Consider the following 21,901-nt stretch of genomic DNA (forward strand, 5'->3'; position numbering starts at 1 on the left):
GATCGCAGACCATGCTCGGACAGGATGCCCGTGCGACCTCGAAGGTCGTGTCCGAAAACAAGGCGCTCCGAGGCATCTGGCTCACCCGAGCAAAGGACGGCAGGCTCACCGTGTACGTCCCCGGGGACGGCGGTCTCCGCCGCTGGACGGAGAGCCGTCCGGGAGGACCGGGCTGGGACGCTCCGGACGTCATGCCGGCCCCGGGTCTGACGCACCTGTCCGTCACGCAGAACGCCCACGCCTATGTGCACTTCGCCGGCCGTCGTGAACGGCGTGCGTCCGACGGCGAGGTCGCCGTCGACATCGTGCACGCGATCCAGTACCAGACCGGCCGGCCGGCCTCGGAGTGGCACTCGCTGGGTACCCCGCACAAGGAAGCCGACGTGGGGCGCAGGCTGGGCGCCCCTGTCGCCGTCGTCAGTCAGTCCGGCGAGGTGCACATCGCCGTCCGCAACGGGCGCGGCGGCATGATGATGCGCCGCGAGCGGCCCGACGGCAAATGGCGTGGCTGGGAGGACCTGCGCGGGAAGCACATCAAGGCCGAGCCCGCAGTGGTCGCGCTGAGCTCCGGACCCGTCGCCGTCTTCGCGGCCACGGGCGAGGGCTCGCTGCACTGGCAGCAGCAGGAGCCGGGCGGCGGCTGGGGTGATTTCCAGGCCTCGCGTCTGGCCGTGGTCCCCGGATCGCTCACCGGGCTGGAGACGGCCCAGGGCCGTGCCACGTACTACTGGACCGACCCTGCGGGCGGTGTGGTGGCCTACCGCACCGACGGCTGGCCGATGGCCCTCGGTGGCGCTCCGGGTGAAGGGGCGCACGCGGCGATCCGTACGATGCTGGACGGGTTCGACTGCACGGTGCTGGCCCATCGCGGGCAGGACGGCACGGTGGCCGTCGGCGTGGGAGTGACCGAGAACGAGGCCAACGGCGTGTGGTGGTCGGACACCGGTGTGCCCTGCCAGGGCACACCGGCTCTTGCCCACGACGCCCAGGGCCGACTGGTGATGGCCGTGGTCGACACCGACGGGGCTCCGCGGGTGGCACGCCAGACGGACGGGCCCGGGCTGAGCTTCGACCTCTGGCGCGCGCTCTGACCCGTCGGGTGCGTCGTGAAGAGATTGTGTGTAGATCGCTGAGGCCGCGCGATGGTTGTGCTGTGCACCCAGTGACCTGAATCACCCAGGTGGAGGCGGTGCTTCCGTCCAGGCATGGGCAAATATTGTCGCGTTGACAAACTTTAATCTTCATTTAAGATTCACATCTGGCGCAAAAGTTCCAGAGTCGAGCTGCCCGAATCCGCGAGGCGTCTGCCTGTCTGTCCGGTGCTCGACGATGACGGTGCGCAGGGGATGGCGGCTTGAGCAATGACGCGCAAGCGCTCATTGCTGCCTTGGAGTGGAGTGTGAAGCATGGCCGGTGGGCCGCGCCTGAGTGTGATCGTCCCGTTTCAGGATGTTGAGACGTATCTCACGGAGTGCCTGGAGTCCATCGCGCGGCAGACCTTCAGCGACTTCGAGGTGATCATGGTCGACGACGGGTCGACCGACGGATCCACCGCGCTGGCGCAGGAGTTCTGCGACAACGACTCACGCTTCAAGCTGATCCGCCAGGACTCCCAGGGGCCGGGGCACGCCCGGAACACCGGACTCCGCGCCATGCATCCCGAGGGTGAGTTCCTGGTCTTCGCGGACGGCGACGACGTCATACCCGAGTACGCCTACGAGCTGCTCATCCGCACGCTCTCGGAGTCCGGTTCGGACTTCGTCTCCGGGAACGTCCAGATGATGAACTCCACGAAGAAGTGGCAGTCCCCGCTGCACAAGGGCCCCATGCAGCGGGACCGCAAGGGGACGCACATCACGCGCTTCGAGGCGCTGATCTACGACCGCACCGTGTGGAACAAGGTATTCCGGCGAACTTTCTGGGACTACCACTTCATACAGTTCCCGGAAGGCGTTCTCTACGAGGACTCCTGGGTCAACATGTTTGCCCACTTCCGGGCCAAGAAGGTCGATGTCATCACCGATATCGTCTATTTCTGGCGTCGGCGTGACGGCGCTGCCGCCCCCTCCATCACGCAGCGGCACACCGAACTGAGCAACCTCCGCGACCGCGTGGCGGCCGTGCAGTCCGTGAGCCGCTTCCTTGCCCAGCACCGTTCGCGGACGTTCGTCGAGCACAAGCGCAAGTACGACCTCGCGTGCCTCAAGTCCGACCTGATGCTGCATCTGAAGGTTCTCCCCGACGCGGACGACGAGTACCGCGACGCGTTCATGTTCTGGGCGAGGGAGTTCCTGGAGGAGGCGGACGAGGGCATCATCGACGAACTTCCCGCCGACGCGCGGGTCAAGTGGCTCCTCGTCCAGGAGGGCAGGCTCGACGAACTCCTCGACGTCATCGAGTTCGAGCGCAAGGGCGGTCCGCTGCCGGTACGCCGACGGCTGCGCCGCTACCTGAACTACCCCCACCTGGGCAACCGGAAGACGGGCCTGGACAAGAGCGACTACCGCCTCGACAAGGAACTGTCGCCTTTCAGCTCGCTCACCGGTGCGCACTGGAACTCGGAGTGGCTGACGCTGACGGGCTCCGCCTACGTGCGCTTCATCAACGTGCACAAGCGCCACATGTCGACCAAGGCGCTGGCGCTGCGCAACAAGAAGTCCGGCAGCAAGATCATCAACATGGCCCGGACGACGTACTACCCGCAGGCGACCGAGCACTCCAACCAGAACCGCTACTGCTACGACTGGGCAGGCTTCGAGAGCCGGTTCGACACCACCCGGCTCAAGAAGAAGGGCGAGTGGGTCGAAGGCACGTGGGACGTCGCCGCCGGCGTGTTCAGCCGTGGACTCTTCCGGTACAAGAGCATCGGGCGAGGTGGCGCCGGTACGGCCGCCAATCCGCCGTACCGCTATGTCGACAAGAACACGCGCATCCTGCCTCTCTTCGTACAGGGCGGCCTGAAACTGCGCGTGGAGGTCGTCAGGTGCCGCATCACCCGGCACCGCATCGTCGGCGAGCACCTGGAAATCGGCGGTGTGTACCTCGGACCCAAGGTCCCCGAATGGGGAAAGTTCCGGGTGACCAGCATGAACGGTGCGGGTCGCCACGACGCCTGGATGAACTTCAAGCCCGGCGGCGAGGGCTGGTGCACCTTCGTCACACGCATTCCCCTGCGCAACGTCGTACCCGGATCCCGCAGTTCCGGTGACAACGCGGTGCCCCAGGCGTGGACGATGGGCAGCAACGGCTGGAAGACGACCGCCCATGTCGAGGGACGGAAGGCGCCGCTGTACCCGGTCATGGCCGAGGAGGCCGAGGACGGCCACTACCGGATGCCGGACAAGCTCCAGACGGCGGACGGCGACCGCGAGATCGTGGTGCACCGCAACGGTTCCGGATACGTGGTGCTCTTCGAGCGCGCCGCCCTGCCGATGCTTGTCGACGGCTGCTGGCGCGACGGCGGCTCGCTGGAACTGATCGGTGAGTACTCCTGTGCCGATCTGCTCACCCCCGCCGAACGCATCTCGGCCCACATGGTGGTCAGATCCCGCGCCCACGGCGAGGAGCGCGCAGTGCCGATCACGTGGAACGGCGGCCAGTTCCGAACGGTGGTCACTCCTGCTGCGATGAAGTCCCTGGCCGGCGCCATCCCGCTCGCCGCCGGGCGCTGGGACTTCTTCCTGCGCCGCCAGGACCCGTCCGCCGTCGCCCCGGACGAACGCTCGCCCGACCTCATGATCAAGATCGTGCAGGGTCTGATAGCCACCATGCCCCAGGAAGTGGAGGAGGGCGGCCGCGGATACGCCCTTCAGGCGGAGGCGTACGACAGGCTCTCGATGCTCGTCCAGTCCGCAATGCCGGAGAACGCCCGGGGCCCGTACCGGCAGAAGCTCCTGCGCACCAAGGCGTACCCGCAGGCGAGGAAGGAGAGGATCCGCCCGGCGGTGCTCTTCGACGCCTTCAAGGGAACCCAGTACTCGGACAGTCCCCGGGCCGTCCATGAGGAGATGGTCCGGCGCCGGGTTGACCTGGAACAGCTCTGGGTGGTGCGCGACGACCAGGTCGAGGTACCTCCCACGGCTCGCGCCATCCGCATGTGGTCGCCCGAGTGGTACGAGGCCCTGGCCACGTCGCGGTACGTCGTGGCCAACAACCACCTTCCCGACTGGTTCGAGAAGCGCGCCGACCAAGTAGTCGTGCAGACCTGGCACGGGACCCCGCTGAAGCGCATCGGCCACGACATCGAGTCGGTGCACTTTGCGGACAAGCGCTACCTGGAACGAGTGGAGAAGGAGGTGCAGAACTGGGACATGCTCGTCTCTCCGAACAGTTTCTCCACTCCGATCCTCCAGCGCGCCTTCCAGTTCCCGGGAGAGATGGTCGAGTGCGGCTACCCCCGCAACGACATCCTCCGGCGCCCGGGCATGGAACACCGCGCCGACGAGATCCGCAGGCGCATCGGACTTCCGGCGGGCAAGCGCGTCATCATGTACGCACCGACCTGGCGGGACGACCAGTACTACGCCCCGGGCAAGTACAAATTCGACTTCCGGATCGATCTGGAGGACGCCCGTGCCCGCCTCGGTGACGACCACGTGCTGATGGTGCGCCGCCATCCGAACGTGGTGGACCCGGTGCCGGGCGCCGGCGACGGATTCGTCTTCGACGTCTCCGACTACCCGGACATGGCCGACCTGTCGCTGATCACCGATGTGATGATCACGGACTACTCGTCGCTGATGTTCGACTACGTCAACACCGGCCGTCCGATCCTGTTCTTCACCTACGACCTGGACCACTATCGCGACACGCTGCGTGGGTTCTACTTCGATTTCGCCGGCAGCGCGCCGGGTCCGCTGCTGTACGAGTCGGCCGAGCTGATCTCGGCGATCCGCGACATCGACCGCATCCAGGCCGTCTACGCCGAACGCTACCGCTGGTTCCAGGGTGAGTTCTGCGATCTCGACGACGGTTACGCCGCGGCGCGTCTGGCGGACCGCATCCTTGTCGCCGGCGGGGACCTGGCACCGGACCGGGCCGATGCCCCTGCCGTCGGCACGGTGCCCGTCCACCACGGCGCGACGACCAGGGCCATGCTCCCGCAGGGGCCGGCCGCCCCCCGGCGCGAGGAGTCCCCGTACTCCGCGCAGGGCCGGGGCAGGGCGCTGCAAGGGATGCAGCAGGGCATGGGGCACTCCGGCGGCGACCGCGTCTACGAGGGCGTGATCGTGTGAGGCCACGGCCGCCGGCCGCGGCACACCGACGCCGTATCGAGCCCGCCTCGCACGCGACACCCGCCGCCTGACCATGGAGACCGAACGACTGTGAAGATCGCCTTCCTGCTGCACGACGCCTATGGGATCGGAGGCACCGTCAGCGCCACCCTGAACCTCGCGGGTGCCCTGGCCAAGCGTCATGAGGTCGAGATCGTGTCGGTCTTCCGCACCCGTGACACTCCGCAGGGCAACCTGGAATCCGGCGTCCGGCTGACTCCGCTCCTCGACATCCGGGCGAACAGCGCGGACAAGGACCACCAGCTGTCGCGCCAGCCGTCCGTCGTGAGCCCCCGCAGCCCGTCGTTCTCACCTCTGTACAACGCGCTCACGGACCAGCGGATCGGTCAGTACCTGGACCAGACGCTGGCGGACGTCGTCATCGCCACGCGGCCGGTGCTGCTGATGTACCTGGCGCACTTCGGCGAGCGCGCGTATCTCAGGATCGGCCAGGAACACCTCACGCACGACTCGCAGATTCCCGAGCAGCGCGAGCGACAGAACCAGATCATTCCGGACATGGACGCGTTCGTGACGGTGTCCCACGCGGATGCCGAGATCTATCAGCGGGTCCTGCCGCACGCGGCCTCCCGCATCCTGTCCATCCCCAACCCGGTGACCCCGCCCAGCTCCATGCCGGCCCAGAGCGGTCAGCGGATCGTGGTGGCGGCGGGGCGGCTGGTGAAGGTGAAGCGGTACGACGTACTGGTGCGCGCCTTCGAACAGGTCGTCCGCGTCCGACCCGACTGGTGTCTGCGCATCTACGGCTCGGGCAAGGAGGAGCAGGCGCTGCGCGAGCTCGTGATGGAGCGTGGACTGTACAACCACGTACGCCTGATGGGAGCCCACGCGCCCATGGAGACCGAGTGGGCCAAGGGCGACATCGCGGCCGTCACCTCGGACAACGAGTCCTTCGGTATGACCATCGTCGAGGCGATGCAGGCCGGCCTTCCGGTGGTCAGCACGGACTGCCCCCTGGGCCCACGAGAGATCATCCAGCACGGGGTCGACGGCTTTCTCGCGCTGCCCGGAGACCCCGACTCCGTGGCCCAGGCCCTGCTCGCGGTCATGAACGACGACCAACTGCGTCACCGGATGAGCGAGGCAGCCCGGCAGAATTCGTACCGTTTCGCGCCCGAGGTCATCGCCCAGCGCTACGAGGAGCTCTTCGCACGGCTGGGGAACGGCCGGGTGCACCGCGAAGTGGTTCCGGCGTCCCGGATCCTGGCGCAGGGACGTCTCATGGCCGAACCCGGCGGGATGTTCAGGCTTCGGCTGAAGGTCATCGGCGAGGCAGCCGCGGGCTACGAGGTGGCGGTCAAACTCCGCGACAGTCCGGAGGTCCGCACGGTTCCGGTGATCCCCGGCGGGCTCATCAAGGATGCCCGCGGCCAGCTGTGGACGGACGTCGTCATCGATCCGCGCCTGCTGCGTCCGCACGAGGGCACCTGGGACTTCCGGCTCCGCACCCCGGAGGGACTGGACGAGCGCGTCGTGGCCGAGGGCGTGGAGACGCAGCACCTCAGCGGCCAGTCCCCCTGGCTGGACGGAGAGGGGGTCTCCTCCGCGATTCCGTACCGGACCATGGACGACTTCATCGCCATCCGTACGTGGTTCAGGGCGGCCCACGCGGAGATAGGCCAGGTCGTCGTCGACCAGGGCGGTACCGGCTTCCACGTCGGTCTGCTGCTGCCGCAGCCCGTTCCGGCGGGGACAGCTCTCCAGGCCGTACTGCGGCACCGGAGCGACAGGTCCGTCGAGTTCGCTGTTCCGGTCCAGCCGACCGGCGGGGCCGGAGTCGCGTTCACCGTTCCGCACCGTGAGTTCCTGCTGCGCCGCATCGCCGCGACCGACATCTGGGACCTGTGGCTCAGGGTCGGTGCCGGAGGCCCCGAGGCGAGGGCCGGGCGCATCGGCGGCGACATCATCCGCCGCAAGCACACCGACCGGTTCCCCTCGTCGCTCGACCAGTCGGACCAGGGCGTCGCGCACCGGACCGTCGCCTATGTCACCGACGACAACGACCTGTCCTTCTCGGTGAAGCATGCGTGAGCGCAGGCCCGCACGACGGGCGGACGGGTCCCGTACCAGATTGGAACCGACGAGTGGCGACTAAACCGGCCCCGGGCCGCACCCTTCACACGGGAATCGACACGACCGGGACGTTCCCCGTCGAGTACCGGTTCGCACACGCACGAAACGGCAATCAGCACCTGGTGGTCGTGTTCGCCAACTTCTCGGTGCCCAACGACTACGGATGGTCGAACGGCGTCTTCGACACCCTCCGGTCCAACGTCCTGTGGATCCGCGACCGGTTCCACGGCAAGAACAGCTACTACCTGTGCAAGGACATGGACTTCGGCCTGGAGAGGTCGGTCGCCACCCTCATCTCCAACGTGCTGAACTCACTGGGGCTGACCCCCGACCAGTGCACCATGTGGGGTGGTTCCAAAGGCGGCAGCGCTGCCCTCTACTTCGGTCTGAAGTACGGCTTCCGGAATATCGTGTCGATGGTTCCCCAGTTCCGGATCGGGACCTACGTCTCGCAGTACCCCTCCATAGCCCAGCACATGATGGGTGAGGCCACCGAGCAGAACATCCGGATCATCGACGACGCGATTCCCTCGCTGGTCCGGGCCGGCGCGAACCGCACGGCCAACATCTACTTGCTCTCGTCGCCGCAGGACGAGCAGTTCGAGACACAGGTTGAACCGTTCCTGCCGCTGTTCGTCGGCTACGAGAACCTCAACTTCATCTTCAGCGACTCCCCCCACATCGTGAACCACGCCCATGTCACCGGCAGGAACCTTCCGATGCTGATGGGGCTCGTCAACTTCCTCATCGACGGGATGGCGCCGAGAATCGGGTTCGTGCGCAGCGGCGGTGAACTGCCCGACGCCGACCGTTCCGCCATCGACGCCTACCTCAAGGCCACGTCCGAGGTACAGGAGGACTTCGCCGCACCGGTGATCCACGCGCCCGCGGCCGGGGAGACGGTCTCCGGGCAGACCGTGCGGTTCGCCGGCTCCGCACCGGGCGCGGCACGTCTGAGCATCTGGGAGCACGGCAAGTTCCTCGGGGCGCCGGAAGTCGCCGCCGACGGCTCGTGGACCTGGGAACTCGGGCGGTCCTGGAGCGTGGGCAAGCACGCGGTCCGCGTGCTCGGCGTCGACGCGGCCGGCTTCCAGTCCCAACGGTCCGAAGCCGTCTTCACCGTTGCCGCGGCGGCCGAAACCGCGGCGGACCAGCCTGCGGCGCCGGTGCCCTCATGGGCGGCACAGCCCGCACCGGAGGCACAAACAGCGCCGCCGTCACAGCCCGCGACCCCCACCGCGCCGTACCCGCCGGTGGTCTCCGCGCCCGCGCAGGGCCAGCAGATTCAGGGCCCGTCGGTCGGGATCACGGGCTATGCGCAGGGCGCGGCACGCGTGGAGTTCGTGGAGGACGGCATGCGGCTCGGCGTGGCCCAGGTGACACCCGACAGCAGTTGGTCGTGGGAGTCCGGCTGGTCGTGGACCGAGGGACCGCACACGGTCGAATGCCATGCCGTGGACATGAACGGGCAGGGCTCACCGCGGACGACCGTCACCTTTCACGTGACGTACGCCCATGCGTCGCCCGCAACCGAGCAGCACTCCGCGGCCCCTCGCTACTGAGGACACGCGCCGCCGGCAGCCGCACGGTCAACCGGTCTTCGTCCGCAGGACCAGCGCATAGTGGTCCGACGCCCCGGTGTCGTGCACGGAACAGCCCGCGCGTGGCAGGGCCGTGAACAGGTAGTCGACCTTGTGACCGGAGACCAGCGTGGCCCTGCCGCCGCGCGAGGACGACGACGCCTGGTCGCACTCCCGGAAGCGGCGGAAGAAGCCGCGCGGCCAGATCCAGCCGGTCCCGTTGCGGGCCGAAGGCGGCGCGCTGTTCAGATCACCGCCGAACACCGTCCGCCCGTCCGCCGCACCCATGAGTGATGCCAACTGGTCGTCGCGGAACTCCCAGCCGGGGTGGGCGGGGTCGCTGCCGGGCAGGCTCAGATGCGCGTTGCACACCCGCAGGCGGTGAACCGCGACCGTGGCACAGACGATGCCCCGCCGCAGTCCGGCCGAAGGCTGCTGGGCGGGCACCGCCGTGACCCGTGACAGGGGCGACGAGGCGAGGATCGCGATGCCCGCCGTGCCCTGGCCGTGCGCCGCGCAGCGGACCGCGACGTCCCGGTTGTGCGCGTCCCGGTGGACGTACGCCGTGAACGTGCTGTGCCAGTTGCCGCCGAGCCGCGAACGGGCCGCGGCGAGATCCCCCGCACAGACCTCCTGGAGCAGGAACACCCGTACTCCGTCGACGCCGGCCAGCCGCTCCAGCGCCCGCACCTTCCGTGCACCGTCCCCGGTGTCCTGGCAGTTCCACTGCCGCACGCCGCACATGTTCCACGTTGCGACTCCCACCTCTCCCGGTGCGAAGGCGGCGGCGTCCTCCCGGGTGGTGGGCCACGAGACGGACGCGGCGACGAGCACGGCCAGGATCCCGGCAGGCAGGAGCTGCCGCGCCCGGCGGCGCCCGGGGGAGCGGGGTCCTGGAAGCGGCCTCGTACGACGCAGCATGAACCGGGTTTCTCCTTCTCGGAACGCGACGGGGGCCGTACGGGACATGATCCCGTACGGCCCCCGTCGCACCGCGGCCGGCCGCCTGCGAGCTGCGGCGGCCCGGCCGCGGCCCGTTCAGCGGCAGGCTACGCCGGAACGCTCGCCACGCCCTGCGCCAGGAACTTCTTCCCGTTGACCCGCTCGGACACGCCCTCGCGGTCCAGGTACGGCGTGATGCCGCCCAGGTGGAAGGGCCAGCCCGCGCCGGTGATCAGGCAGAGGTCGATGTCCTGGGCCTCGGCGACGACGCCCTCGTCCAGCATCAGGCCGATCTCCTGCGCCACCGCGTCCAGGACGCGGTCACGGGCCTGCTCCTCGGACAGGACGGTGTCGCCCTGCTTCAGGAGTGCGGCGACCTCCGGGTCCAGCTCCGGCTTGCCGGAGTCGTAGACGTAGAAGCCGCGCTTGCCGGCCTTCACGACCGCGGCCAGGTTCTCGGAGACGGTGAAGCGCTCCGGGAAGGCGCGGTTCAGGGTCTCGGAGACGTGCAGGCCGATGGCCGGGCCGACCAGTTCCAGAAGGACCAGCGGCGACATCGGCAGGCCGAGGGGCTCGACGGCCTTCTCGGCGACGGCGACCGGAGTGCCCTCGTCGATGATGTTCTGGATCTCGCCCATGAAGCGGGTCAGGATGCGGTTGACGACGAACGCAGGGGCGTCCTTCACCAGCACCGCGGTCTTCTTCAGCTTCCGCGCGACACCGAAGGCCGTGGCCAGCGAGGCGTCGTCCGTCTGCTCGCCGCGGACGATCTCCAGGAGCGGAAGGATCGCGACCGGGTTGAAGAAGTGGAAGCCGACGACCCGCTCGGGGTTCTTCAGCTTCGAGGCCATCTCGGTCACCGAGAGGGACGAGGTGTTGGTGGCGAGGATCGCGTGCGCCGGGGCGACCGCCTCGACCTCCGCGAACACCTGCTGCTTGACGCCGATCTCCTCGAAGACGGCCTCGATGATGAAGTCGGCGTCGGAGAAACCCTCCGCCTTGTCCAGCACACCGGAGACCAGGGCCTTGAGGCGGTTGGCCTTGTCCTGGTTGATGCGGCCCTTGCCGAGCAGCTTCTCGATCTCGGCGTGGACGTAGCCCACACCCTTGTCGACGCGTGCCTGGTCGATGTCCGTGAGGACGACCGGCACCTCCAGGCGGCGCAGGAACAGCAGGGCGAGCTGCGAGGCCATCAGGCCCGCGCCCACCACGCCGACCTTGGTGACCGGACGGGCCAGGGCCTTGTCCGGAGCACCGGCCGGGCGCTTGGCACGCTTCTGGACCAGGTTGAAGGAGTAGATCCCGGAGCGCAGCTCGCCGCCCATGATCAGGTCCGCCAGGGCCTGGTCCTCGCGGTCGAAGCCGGCGCCCAGGTCGCCGTCCTTGGCCGCGGCGATGATGTCCAGCGCGCGGTACGCGGCCGGGGCGGCGCCGTGCACCTTGGAGTCGGCGATGGCCTTGCCGCGGGCGACGGCCTGGTCCCAGGCGTCACCGCGGTCGATCTCGGCGCGCTCGACCGTGACCGTGCCGTTCAGCACGTCGGCGGTCCAGATCAGCGACTGCTCCAGGAAGTCTGCGCCCTCGAAGAGCGCGTCGGCGATCCCGAGCTCGAAGACCTGCTTGCCCTTGAGCTGACGGTTCTGGTTCAGCGAGTTCTCGATGATCACCGAGACCGCGCGGTCGGCGCCGATCAGGTTCGGGAGCAGCGCGCAGCCGCCCCAGCCGGGGACCAGACCGAGGAAGACCTCGGGCAGGGAGAACGCGGGCAGCGCCTTGGAGACGGTGCGGTACGAGCAGTGCAGACCGACCTCGACTCCGCCGCCCATCGCCGCGCCGTTGTAGTACGCGAACGTCGGGACCGCGAGGCCGGACAGCCGCCGGAAGACGTCGTGGCCGCCCTTGCCGATGGCGAGCGCGTCCTTGTGCTCCTTCAGCAGCTCGACGCCCTTGAGGTCGGCGCCGACCGCGAAGATGAACGGCTTGCCCGTGATCCCGATACCGGTGACGGTGCCTTCGGCCGCCTCCTTCTCGACCTGGTCGATCGCGGCGTTCAGGTTCGCCAGCGACTGCGGTCCGAAGGTGGTCGGCTTGGTGTGGTCCAGGCCGTTGTCCAGCGTGATGAGGGCGAAGCGCCCCGCACCGGCCGGAAGGTCCAGGTGGCGTACGTGCGCCTGGGTGACGACCTCGCCGGGGAACAGCTCGGCCGCACCCTTCAGAAGCTCAGTGGTGGTCGTGCTCACTTGCTGCCTCCGTCGAAGTGCGGGTTCTCCCAGACGACCGTCGCGCCCATGCCGAAGCCGACGCACATGGTCGTCAGGCCGTAGCGGACCTCCGGCTGCTCCTCGAACTGGCGGGCCAGCTGAGTCATCAGCCGGACACCGGAGGAGGCCAGCGGGTGGCCGTACGCGATCGCGCCGCCGTACTGGTTGACGCGGGCGTCGTCGTCGGCGATGCCGTAGTGCTCCAGGAACGCGAGCACCTGCACGGCGAACGCCTCGTTGATCTCGAAGAGACCGATGTCCGAGATGGACAGGCCCGCCTTCGCCAGGGCCTTCTCCGTGGCCGGGATCGGGCCGTAGCCCATGACCTCCGGCTCGACGCCCGCGAAGGCGTAGGAGACGAGGCGCATCCTGACCGGGAGGCCCAGCTCGCGGGCGACGTCCTCGGCGGCGAGGAGCGAGGCGGTGGCGCCGTCGTTGAGTCCTGCGGCGTTACCGGCGGTCACGCGGCCGTGGGCGCGGAACGGGGTCTTCAGACCGGCCAGGGACTCCATCGTGGTGCCCGGACGCATCGGCTCGTCGGCGGTGACCAGGCCCCAGCCCGTCTCGCCGGCCTCCGGGTTGGTGCGGCGCACGGAGACCGGGACCAGGTCCTGCTGGATCTTGCCGTTGGCGTACGCCTTGGCGGCCTTCTCCTGCGAACGCACCGCGTACTCGTCGGCGCGCTGCTTGGTGATCGTGGGGTACCGGTCGTGCAGGTTCTCCGCGGTCATGCCCATGAACAGGGCGGACTCGTCGACCAGCTTCTCCGAGACGAAGCGCGGGTTCGGGTCCACGCCCTCGCCCATGGGGTGGCGGCCCATGTGCTCGACGCCGCCGGCTACCACGACGTCGTACGCGCCGAAGGCGATGGAGCCGGCCGTCGAGGTGACGGCGGTCAGCGCGCCCGCACACATGCGGTCGATGGAGTATCCGGGGACGGACTGCGGCAGCCCGGCCAGGATGCCGGCGGTGCGGCCGAGCGTGAGGCCCTGGTCACCGATCTGCGTGGTCGCGGCGATGGCGACCTCGTCGATCTTCGCGGGGTCCAGGTCCGGGTTGCGGCGCAGCAGCTCCCGGATGGCCTTCACGACGAGATCGTCGGCGCGGGTCTCGTGGTAGATGCCCTTCGGGCCCGCTTTGCCGAACGGGGTGCGGACGCCGTCGACGAAGACGACGTCCCGGATGGTACGAGGCACGATGGCTCTCCTCCAGGGTGCGGGATGGCACTGCTGCGGGGCGCGCCCGTGAGCGCGCCGCCACCCTCATGCTACTTGCGGGTAACCAGACTGCCCAGTCCTTGCGGCGGGAGCGGCGAAGGTCACATACGCGAAATGGCCCGGACGCCCCGAAAGGGGGGCTGTCCGGGCCATCCGGAGAACGATGCGAGTGGCCGCGGGCCGCGCCAACCTGGCGTGAATACGACCCTGTCACATGCCGTCTCAGGCCTCCGAAGCGAGCGCGCGCAGCAGGATGGGGGCCACCTGTTCGATCTGCCAGCGCCGCGCCCCGTATCCGGCGAGCGCGTTCTCCACCGTGTCGGGCGTGAGCTTCTTCGGCGGCTCCCAGCACACCCGGCGCACGGTGTCGGGGGTGATCAGGTTCTCCTGCGGCATGTGCAGCCGCTCCGCGAGCTCGGACACGGCCGCGCGGGCGGCCGACAGCCGGGCCGCGGCGGCCGGGTCCTTGTCCGCCCAGGCGCGGGGCGGCGGCGGTCCGGCCAGTGGCTGGCCGGGCTGCGGCAGCTCCGTCTCGGGCATCTCCTTCACCCGGTCCACGGCGGCCTGCCACTGCTCCAGCTGGCGCCGGCCCATGCGGTGGCCGAAGCCGGGCAGCGCGGTCAGCGCGTGGGAGTTGGGCGGAAGCGCGAGGGCGGCCTCCACGATCGCGGCGTCGCCGAGCACCTTGCCGGGGGAGATGTCGCGGCGCTGGGCGATCTGGTCGCGCATGGTCCACAGCTCGCGGACCACCGCCATCTGCCGGCGCCGGCGGACCTTGTGCATGCCCGACGTGCGGCGCCACGGATCCTGGCGCGGAGGGGCGGGTGGCGCCGTGGCGATGGCGGTGAACTCCTCCTGTGCCCATTCCAGCTTGCCCTGCCGGTCGAGCTCCTCCTCCAGGGAGTTGCGGAGGTCGATCAGCAGCTCGACGTCGAGTGCCGCGTAGCGCAGCCAGGGCTCGGGCAGCGGACGGGTCGACCAGTCGACGGCCGAGTGGCCCTTCTCCAGCGAGTAGCCGAGGACGCTCTCGACCATCGCGCCGAGGCCGACGCGCGGGAACCCGGCCAGCCGCCCGGCCAGCTCCGTGTCGAAGAGTCCCGTCGGCGTCATCCCTATTTCGCGCAGGCAGGGCAGGTCCTGGGTCGCCGCGTGCAGGATCCACTCGGTGCCGCGCAGCGCCTCGCCCAGCCCGGACAGGTCGGGGCAGCCGACCGGGTCGACGAGCGCGCTGCCCGCGCCGTCACGGCGCAGCTGTACGAGGTAGGCGCGCTGCCCGTAGCGGTAACCGGAGGCGCGCTCGGCGTCCACGGCCACCGGGCCGGAGCCCGCGGCGAAGGCGGCGATCACCCCGGCCAGGGCATCGTCGGAGGCCACCACCGGTGGAATGCCCTCGCGAGGTTCGAGCAAGGGGATCGGCGCCGGGGCGACGTCGTCCGGGGGGGCGCCCCCGGTGGTTCGCAGTGAAGTGTCTGCTGCGGTCTCTTGGGCGTCGGTCACGTGTCAAGGGTATCTGTGTATGCGCGGCGCCCGTCGACGGAATGATCCGTCGGCGGGCGCCGATGCATGTATTCCAGCCGGTTCCGCATTTCTGCACACCGGCGGGGGTGTCGGTCCGATGGGGTTCAGTGGATGATGCCCGTCCGCAGGGCGACGGCGACCATGCCTGCGCGGTCTCCGGTGCCGAGCTTGCGGGCGATTCGGGCGAGGTGGCTCTTGACGGTGAGGGCGGACAGCCCCATGGAGACGCCGATGGCCTTGTTGGACTGTCCTTCGGCGACGAGCCGCAGTACCTCCACCTCGCGGCCGGACAGTTCGCGGTAGCCGCCCGGGTGGCTCGGGGTGCCGGGGGGCCGGCGGTGCATACGGGCGGCGGTGGCGCCGATGGGTGCGACGCCGGGACGGGTGGGGTGGCCGATGTTGGTACGGGTGCCGGTGACGACGTAGCCCTTGACGCCGCCCGCGAGGGCGTTGCGCACCGCGCCGATGTCATCGGCGGCGGAGAGGGCGAGGCCGTTCGGCCAGCCGGCGGCTCGGGTTTCGGACAGCAGGGTCAGCCCGGAACCGTCGGGCAGATGGACGTCGGCTACGCAGATGTCGCGCGGGTTGCCGACGCGGGGGCGGGCCTCCGCGATGGACGACGCCTCGATGACGTCACGTACTCCGAGTGCCCACAGATGGCGGGTGACGGTGGAACGGACGCGCGGGTCGGCCACGACGACCATGGCCGTCGGCTTGTTCGGGCGGTAGGCGACCAGGCTTGCGGGCTGCTCGAGGAGAACGGACACCAGGCCTCCTGGGGAGTGGCGGGACGGGCCGGCTCGGGGATGAAGCCGGGGCGAACCGTGCTTGAAGGGTCATTGACTCCTTCGGCAGCAGACCCCTGCTCCTTTAGAGGAAGATCACGATTTGGTGAGTAACAATTCGGGCAAATAGGACGCGCGATCGATTGTACGAAAAGAGAGCCGGTGGCTGTGCGAGGTTTCGTGACAGAGCGTCACGAAATCTGGGGGAGGTGGGCACACGAATCAGGCCCCGCAGAAGCGGGGCGGCGTCCTGCGGAGCGGAGCGGATACGGGCAGGGTCCTGCGAGCGCGGGCAGCGCCCCGCGAGAGCGGGACGGCGGCCTGCGGAAGCGAGCGGAGTCCTACGAGACCTGTGGCCCGCGCCTCTGCGGCAGCGTCACCACTGCCGCGTCCACCGGCTCCGACGGCGGCAGGCCCGCGATCTGGCACAGCAGGTCGCCCCACGCCATCAGATGCGCCGCCGTGTCCGGTACCCCGCCACGGCCCTCGCGCGGGGTCCACGACGCCCGGATCTCGATCTGCGTCGCCGGTCGCCGGACCGCCAGCTCGCCGAAGTAGTGCGAACTCGCCCGGGTGACCGTGCCGCCCGCCTCCCCGTACGACAGACCGCGCGCCTCCAGCGCACCGGTCAGCCACGACCAGCACACCTCCGGCAGCAGCGGGTCGGAGGCCATCTCCGGCTCCAGCTCGGCGCGCACCAGCGTCACCAGCCGGAAACTGCCCTGCCAGGCCTCGTGACCGGCCGGGTCGTGGAGCAGGACGAGCCGCCCGTCGGCAAGATCGTCCTCGCCGTCGACGACCGCAGCCTCCAGCGCGTACGCGTAAGGGGCCAGGCGCTTCGGTGGCCGCGTCGGCTCCACCTCCAGCTCGGTCCGCAGACGCGCCGAGCGCAGCGCGTCCACCGCCGAACGGAACGCGGGCGGGACGGAACCACCCTCCGCACTGTCCGTGCCGTCAGCACCATCGGATTGATCGGAGAAGTGTCCCTGCGCCGGAGCCATGCGGGGAAGCGTAGGCGGAACCGGAGCCTCGCGCGCGAAAGGACACCCGCGCGAGGCAGGGCTCCTTCCCCGTGCGTGCGAAGATTCTGTGTGTGAGCGCCATTGACCGCCCTTCGGGCCACCAGACCAAGACCTCCGCCACCCACGAGTCGGCGTTCCTGAAGGCGTGCCGCCGCGAGCCCGTGCCGCACACGCCGGTCTGGTTCATGCGCCAGGCGGGGCGCTCGCTGCCCGAGTACCTGAAGGTGCGCGAGGGCATCCCGATGCTCGACTCCTGCATGATGCCGGAGCTCGTCGCCGAGATCACGATGCAGCCCGTGCGCCGCCACAAGGTCGACGCCGCCGTCTACTTCAGCGACATCGTCGTCCCGCTCAAGGCCATCGGCATCGACCTCGACATCAAGCCCGGCGTCGGACCCGTGATCGCCGAGCCGATCCGCACCCGCGCCGACCTGGCCCGGCTGCGCGACCTCACCCCCGAAGACGTCTGGTACGTCACCGAGGCCATCGGCCTGCTCACCGCCGAGCTGGGGGCCACCCCGCTGATCGGCTTCGCGGGCGCGCCGTTCACCCTCGCGAGCTACCTCGTGGAGGGCGGCCCGTCCCGCAACCACGAGCACACCAAGGCCCTGATGTACGGCGACCCGGAGCTCTGGGCCGACCTGCTCGACCGCCTCGCCGAGATCACCGGCGCCTTCCTCAAGGTCCAGATCGAGGCCGGCGCCTCCGCCGTGCAGCTCTTCGACTCCTGGGTCGGCGCCCTGGCCCCCGCCGACTACCGCAACTCGGTGCTGCCCGCCTCGGCGAAGGTGTTCGACGCCGTCGCGTCGTACGGCGTCCCGCGCATCCACTTCGGCGTCGGCACCGGTGAGCTGCTCGGCCTGATGGGCGAGGCCGGCGCGGACGTCGTCGGCGTGGACTGGCGGGTCCCGATGGACGAGGCCGCGCGCCGCGTCGGCCCCGGCAAGGCGCTCCAGGGCAACCTGGACCCCGCCGTGCTGTTCGCCCCGACCTCCGCGGTGGAGACGAAGACCCAGGAGGTGCTGGACGCCGCCGCGGGCCTGGAGGGCCACATCTTCAACCTGGGCCACGGCGTGATGCCGAACATGGCCCCGGACGCGCTGACCCGCCTCGTCGAGTACGTGCACACCAGCACCGCCCGCTGAACCACGGGCAGGCGGGCGCCGCTCAGGCGGTGCCCGCCTGCCGCAGTACCGTCACCGTCTTGCGGGCCGCCACCAGGACCGGGTCCCAGACCGGGGAGAACGGCGGCGCGTAGCCCAGGTCGAGCGCTGTCATCTGCTCGACCGTCATCCCGGCGGTGAGCGCCACCGCCGCCACGTCGACCCGCTTCGCCGCCCCCTCCCGGCCCACGATCTGCACGCCCAGCAGCCGCCCCGTGCGGTACTCCGCGAGCATCTTCACCGTCATCGGCCGCGCCCCCGGGTAGTAGCCCGCCCGGCCCGTCGACTCGATCGTCGCCGTGACGAAGCGCAGGCCCACCGCGCGGGCGTCCTTCTCGCGCAGACCCGTGCGGGCGATCTCCAGATCGCAGACCTTGCTCACCGCCGTACCGACCACGCCCGGGAACGTCCCGTAGCCGCCGCCGACGTTGGACCCGATGATCTGGCCGTGCTTGTTGGCGTGGGTGCCCAGCGCGATGTGGCGGGTGCGGCCCGCCACCAGGTCCAGGACCTCGACGCAGTCGCCGCCCGCCCAGATGTTGTCGTGGCCCACGACCCGCATCGACAGGTCGGTGAGCAGGCCGCCGTGCGGGCCGAGCGGGAGCCCGACGGCGCGGGCCAGCGTCGTCTCCGGTTCGACGCCGATGCCGAGCACCACCACGTCCGCCGGGTAGGACGCGCCGTCCGTCTCGACGGCGGCGGCCCGGCCGTCCGCCCCGGTACGGATCGCGGTGACCGCGGCCCCGTTCACCGTCGTGATCCCGAGCCCGTCCATCGCGTCGTGGACGAGACGCCCCATGTCGGGGTCGAGCGTCGCCATCGGCTGTTCGCCGCGGTTGAGCACGGTCACCTCGAAGCCGCGCTTCAGCATCGCCTCGGCCATCTCGACACCGATGTAACCGGCGCCGACGACGACCGCGCGCCGGCCCTTCGCCCGGTCCAGGGTGTCCAGCAGGGCCTGCCCGTCGTCCAGGGTCTGCACACCGTGCACCCCGGCCGCGTCCATCCCGGGCAGCGCGGGCCGTACCGGACGGGCTCCCGTCGCGATCACCAGCTTGTCGAAGCCGGTCCAGGAGGTCTCGCCCGACTCCCGGTCGAGCGAACGCACCCGCTGCCCCGCGACATCGATCTCCGTCACCTCGGTGCGCATCCGCAGATCGATGGCGCGGGCCCGGTGCTCCTCGGGGGTGCGGGCGATCAGGTCGTCCCGCTGTCCGACGTCGCCGCCGACCCAGTACGGGATGCCGCAGGCGGAGTACGAGGTGAAGTGGCCCCGCTCGAAGGCGGTGATGCCCAGCTCGTCCGGCCCCTTGAGCCGGCGCGCCTGGGACGCGGCGGACATGCCCGCCGCGTCACCGCCGATGACCACCAGTCGTTCCGCCGCCATGCCAGGTCCCTTCGACGTCCCCGCGAAAGGCCCACGCTACGGCGCCGTGGTCCCCGGGGGCGCGGCGGCGCCCCCGGGGAATGCTCACGCGCCCGCCGGAGGCTGCTGCCCCGTCTTCCCGCTCCTGCGGCGTGCCAGCAGCCGCCACAGGACCAGCAGGACGGCCGCGGCGGCCAGGAACGGAGCAGCGGCGCCCGCCGCCACGCCGAGCCACCGCAGCGTCGTCAGGAAGGCGTGCCAGCCGCCGCTCAGCGCGTCCAGGAACCCCGGATCCTCATCGGCCTCCGGCGCGCTCTCCGGCTCCGTCAGATCGAGCGTGATCGTCGCCAGGGTCGTACGGTCCTTGAGCGAGGCCTGCTGGGCGAGCAGGGACTCCAGCGACGCCTGACGGCTGCTCAGTTCGCCCTCCAGCGTGACGACATCGACGAGCTTGTCGGCCTGCTCCATCAGCTTGCGCACCCGCGTCACGCTGGCGCGCTGGGTGGCGATCCTGCTCTCGACGTCGACGACCTGGTCGGTGACGTCCTTCGCGGTCGACGAGCGGGAGAGCAGCTTCCCCGCACCCGAGAGCTCCCGCAGCACGCTGTCGTACTCCTCCTGCGGCACCCGCAGCACGAGATGCGAGGAGTCGTGCGTGTCGTCCACCTGCTCGGTCGACTCGTCGGCGACCAGACCGCCGGCGTTCTGCACGACCGTGCGGGCGGCCGCCGCCGCCCTGGACGCGCTCTTCACCTCCACCATCAGCGCGGCGGTGCGGATCACGTGCGTGGCGGTCACCGGATTCGGCTTCTTCGGCGTGCCCGCCTTCGCCGCACCCTCCTTGGTGTCCGCCGCCGCTTCGCCGGCGCCCGGATCCGCCTTCTTCTGCCCGTCGGCGGTCAGGGCCCGCTGGTCGGAGGAGGAACCGCCGCTGTCGTCGGCCGCGCCGCAGCCGCTCAGCGCGAGGACTGCGGTGAGCAGCCCGGCGGCGAGCGCGGTGCGGGTGCGGCGGGCTGTGCGTCTGTCGGTACGGGCGATGGGCGCTGTCTGCATAACTGTCCCCCCAGGACGGGTGATTGATGGCTCCGGTTCGACGTGGGAGGTGGTGGACCGGGTTTCGGGAACCCGGTTTCGAAGCGGTCACGTTCAGGACTCGGAAGAGGTTTGAGAGAGTGGGGGCATGCAGCGTTCAACACACCGCGCGGACAGGGCCCCGGGCCACGTCGTCGTCATCGGCGGCGGCATCGCCGGACTCGCGGCCGCCCACCGGCTCCTCGGCTCCGGTCTGAGGGTCACCCTCCTGGAGGCGACCGAGCGGCTCGGCGGCAAGCTCATGACCGGTGAGATCGCGGGCGTGCAGGTCGACCTCGGGGCCGAGTCGATGCTCGCCCGGCGCCCCGAGGCGGTCGCCCTGGCGCGGGCCGCCGGCCTCGGCGACCGGCTCCAGCCGCCCGCCACCGCCAGCGCCTCGCTGTGGACCCGTGACGCGCTGCGCCCCATGCCCAAGGGCCACGTGATGGGCGTACCGGGCGACCCGTCCGTCCTGGGCGACGTGCTCTCGCCCGAGGGCCTCGTCCGCATCGCCCAGGAACGCGATCTGACCCCGACCGCCGTCGGTGACGACGTGGCCGTCGGCGCGTACGTCGCGGACCGGCTGGGCCGCGAGGTCGTGGACCGGCTCGTCGAGCCCCTGCTGGGCGGGGTGTACGCGGGCGACGCCTACCGGATCTCGATGCGCGCCGCCGTACCGCAGCTCTTCGAGATCGCCCGGCAGGCGGGCTCCCTGCTCGACGGGGTCACCCGGATCCAGGAGCAGGCCGCCGCCCGGCAGCAGACCGGACCGGTCTTCCAGGGCATCGCCGGAGGCCTCGGCACCCTGCCCGGCGCGGTGGCCGACGCCGTACGCGCCGGGGGCGGGGAGATCCTCACCGGGACACCGGTGCTGGGCCTGACCCGTAGCGCCGAAGGCTGGGACGTACGCACCGACGCGCGGGTCATCGCCGCCGACGGCATCGTCCTCGCCACCCCCGCCTGGTCCGCCTCCACCCTGCTCGCCGCCGAGTCCCCGGCCGCCTCCGCGGAGCTGGCCGGCGTCGAGTACGCGTCGATGGCGCTGGTCACCATGGCCTTCCGGCGCTCCGACGTGGCCGGCTCCCCGGCCTTCGAGGGCCGGTCCGGCTTTCTGGTGCCCCCGGTCGACGGCCGCACCATCAAGGCCGCCACGTACTCCTCCCACAAGTGGCAGTGGGTCGCCGACGAGGCACCGGACCTGTTCGTCCTGCGGACCTCGGTGGGCCGCTACGGCGAGGAGGACCATCTGCACCGCGAGGACGGCGAGCTCGTCGACGTGTCGCTGAGCGACCTCGCCGCGGCGACCGGACTGGCCGCGAAGCCCGTCGCCACCGAGGTCACCCGCTGGATCGGCGGACTGCCCCAGTACCCCGTGGGCCACCTCGGCCGCGTGGCCCGGATCCGCGAGGAGGTCGCGAAGATGCCCGCGCTGCGGGTCTGCGGCGCGGTCTACGACGGGGTCGGCATCCCGGCCTGCATCGCGAGCGCGCACCGGGCCGCGGACGAGATCGTCCGGGATGTCGCGGGACCGGGCGGCGGGGAGAGGGACGGAGAGATCATCGCCACTCCGACCCTGGTTCAGGGCACACGGAGCGAGGCGGGACAATAG

At 70.3% G+C, this 21,901-nt stretch carries 14 protein-coding genes; 6 read left to right on the forward strand and 8 right to left on the reverse strand.

Annotated elements, in window-relative coordinates:
- The first annotated feature begins 11 nt into the window (after positions 1 to 11).
- The 4 genes from ACIQMX_RS16890 to ACIQMX_RS16905 all read left to right on the forward strand — a co-directional run bounded on the left by ACIQMX_RS16890 (position 12) and on the right by ACIQMX_RS16905 (position 8,929).
- On the forward strand, positions 12 to 1,091 hold the full coding sequence (locus tag ACIQMX_RS16890) for a hypothetical protein (RefSeq protein WP_363073484.1): 1,080 nt from the start codon (positions 12 to 14) through the stop codon (positions 1,089 to 1,091).
- A 315-nt stretch (positions 1,092 to 1,406) separates the two neighbouring features.
- Positions 1,407 to 5,234, forward strand: coding sequence for a bifunctional glycosyltransferase family 2 protein/CDP-glycerol:glycerophosphate glycerophosphotransferase (locus tag ACIQMX_RS16895; protein WP_363073482.1), 3,828 nt, complete (start codon positions 1,407 to 1,409; stop codon positions 5,232 to 5,234).
- 90 nt (positions 5,235 to 5,324) lie between these two features.
- Positions 5,325 to 7,325 carry a glycosyltransferase family 4 protein gene (locus tag ACIQMX_RS16900; RefSeq protein ID WP_402478706.1) on the forward strand — a complete coding sequence of 667 codons (2,001 nt, stop codon included), beginning with the start codon at positions 5,325 to 5,327 and terminating at the stop codon, positions 7,323 to 7,325.
- A gap of 53 nt (positions 7,326 to 7,378) precedes the next feature.
- Positions 7,379 to 8,929, forward strand: a complete 1,551-nt coding sequence (locus ACIQMX_RS16905) for a hypothetical protein (protein WP_363073478.1) — start codon at positions 7,379 to 7,381, stop codon at positions 8,927 to 8,929.
- 27 nt (positions 8,930 to 8,956) lie between these two features.
- Here ACIQMX_RS16905 and ACIQMX_RS16910 read toward each other — a convergent pair whose 3' ends face one another.
- The 6 genes from ACIQMX_RS16910 to ACIQMX_RS16935 form a co-directional block, all read right to left on the reverse strand.
- Positions 8,957 to 9,868: an endonuclease/exonuclease/phosphatase family protein gene (locus ACIQMX_RS16910; RefSeq protein ID WP_363073476.1), complete on the reverse strand. Its 912-nt coding sequence runs from the start codon at positions 9,866 to 9,868 to the stop codon at positions 8,957 to 8,959.
- 128 nt (positions 9,869 to 9,996) lie between these two features.
- On the reverse strand, positions 9,997 to 12,129 hold the full coding sequence (locus tag ACIQMX_RS16915) for a 3-hydroxyacyl-CoA dehydrogenase NAD-binding domain-containing protein (RefSeq protein WP_363073474.1): 2,133 nt from the start codon (positions 12,127 to 12,129) through the stop codon (positions 9,997 to 9,999).
- Complete coding sequence (locus ACIQMX_RS16920; RefSeq protein WP_363073472.1) at positions 12,126 to 13,346, reverse strand: acetyl-CoA C-acyltransferase; 1,221 nt, start codon at positions 13,344 to 13,346, stop codon at positions 12,126 to 12,128. Before ACIQMX_RS16920 ends, ACIQMX_RS16915 begins: the two co-directional genes overlap by 4 nt.
- Before the next feature lie 243 nt (positions 13,347 to 13,589).
- Entirely contained in the window at positions 13,590 to 14,864 is a 1,275-nt protein-coding gene (locus ACIQMX_RS16925; protein ID WP_363073470.1) for a ribonuclease D, read from the reverse strand.
- A gap of 125 nt (positions 14,865 to 14,989) precedes the next feature.
- Entirely contained in the window at positions 14,990 to 15,652 is a 663-nt protein-coding gene (locus tag ACIQMX_RS16930; RefSeq protein WP_093899280.1) for a response regulator transcription factor, read from the reverse strand.
- 359 nt (positions 15,653 to 16,011) lie between these two features.
- Positions 16,012 to 16,671, reverse strand: coding sequence for a DUF3000 domain-containing protein (locus tag ACIQMX_RS16935; RefSeq protein WP_363073468.1), 660 nt, complete (start codon positions 16,669 to 16,671; stop codon positions 16,012 to 16,014).
- 92 nt (positions 16,672 to 16,763) lie between these two features.
- On the opposite strand from ACIQMX_RS16935, the gene hemE reads away from it, so the two are divergent.
- On the forward strand, positions 16,764 to 17,837 hold the full coding sequence (hemE, locus tag ACIQMX_RS16940) for a uroporphyrinogen decarboxylase (RefSeq protein ID WP_363073466.1): 1,074 nt from the start codon (positions 16,764 to 16,766) through the stop codon (positions 17,835 to 17,837).
- 22 nt (positions 17,838 to 17,859) lie between these two features.
- Here the strand turns inward: hemE and ACIQMX_RS16945 are convergent, their stop codons facing one another.
- Both ACIQMX_RS16945 and ACIQMX_RS16950 read right to left on the reverse strand, forming a co-directional pair.
- A complete protein-coding gene (locus ACIQMX_RS16945) occupies positions 17,860 to 19,242 on the reverse strand; it encodes an FAD-dependent oxidoreductase (RefSeq protein ID WP_363073464.1) in 1,383 nt (460 codons plus the stop codon).
- 84 nt (positions 19,243 to 19,326) lie between these two features.
- On the reverse strand, positions 19,327 to 20,274 hold the full coding sequence (locus ACIQMX_RS16950) for a DUF4349 domain-containing protein (RefSeq protein WP_402478710.1): 948 nt from the start codon (positions 20,272 to 20,274) through the stop codon (positions 19,327 to 19,329).
- A 127-nt stretch (positions 20,275 to 20,401) separates the two neighbouring features.
- Here ACIQMX_RS16950 and hemG point away from each other — a divergent pair, with 127 nt between their 5' ends.
- Complete coding sequence (gene hemG, locus ACIQMX_RS16955; protein WP_402478712.1) at positions 20,402 to 21,901, forward strand: protoporphyrinogen oxidase; 1,500 nt, start codon at positions 20,402 to 20,404, stop codon at positions 21,899 to 21,901.

Origin of the sequence: Streptomyces sp. NPDC091416, from assembly GCF_044756845.1 — a bacterium.
Taxonomy (GTDB): domain Bacteria; phylum Actinomycetota; class Actinomycetes; order Streptomycetales; family Streptomycetaceae; genus Streptomyces.

What these genes read in the sequence shown, in the direction of transcription:
- hemG (WP_402478712.1), top strand. Translation starts at nt 20,402, where the DNA reads ATGCAGCGTTCAACACACCGCGCGGACAGGGCCCCGGGCCACGTCGTC.
- ACIQMX_RS16890 (WP_363073484.1), top strand. Translation starts at nt 12, where the DNA reads ATGCTCGGACAGGATGCCCGTGCGACCTCGAAGGTCGTGTCCGAAAAC.
- ACIQMX_RS16895 (WP_363073482.1), top strand. Translation starts at nt 1,407, where the DNA reads ATGGCCGGTGGGCCGCGCCTGAGTGTGATCGTCCCGTTTCAGGATGTT.
- ACIQMX_RS16950 (WP_402478710.1), bottom strand. Translation starts at nt 20,274, where the DNA reads ATGCAGACAGCGCCCATCGCCCGTACCGACAGACGCACAGCCCGCCGC.
- ACIQMX_RS16910 (WP_363073476.1), bottom strand. Translation starts at nt 9,868, where the DNA reads ATGCTGCGTCGTACGAGGCCGCTTCCAGGACCCCGCTCCCCCGGGCGC.
- ACIQMX_RS16945 (WP_363073464.1), bottom strand. Translation starts at nt 19,242, where the DNA reads ATGGCGGCGGAACGACTGGTGGTCATCGGCGGTGACGCGGCGGGCATG.
- ACIQMX_RS16935 (WP_363073468.1), bottom strand. Translation starts at nt 16,671, where the DNA reads ATGGCTCCGGCGCAGGGACACTTCTCCGATCAATCCGATGGTGCTGAC.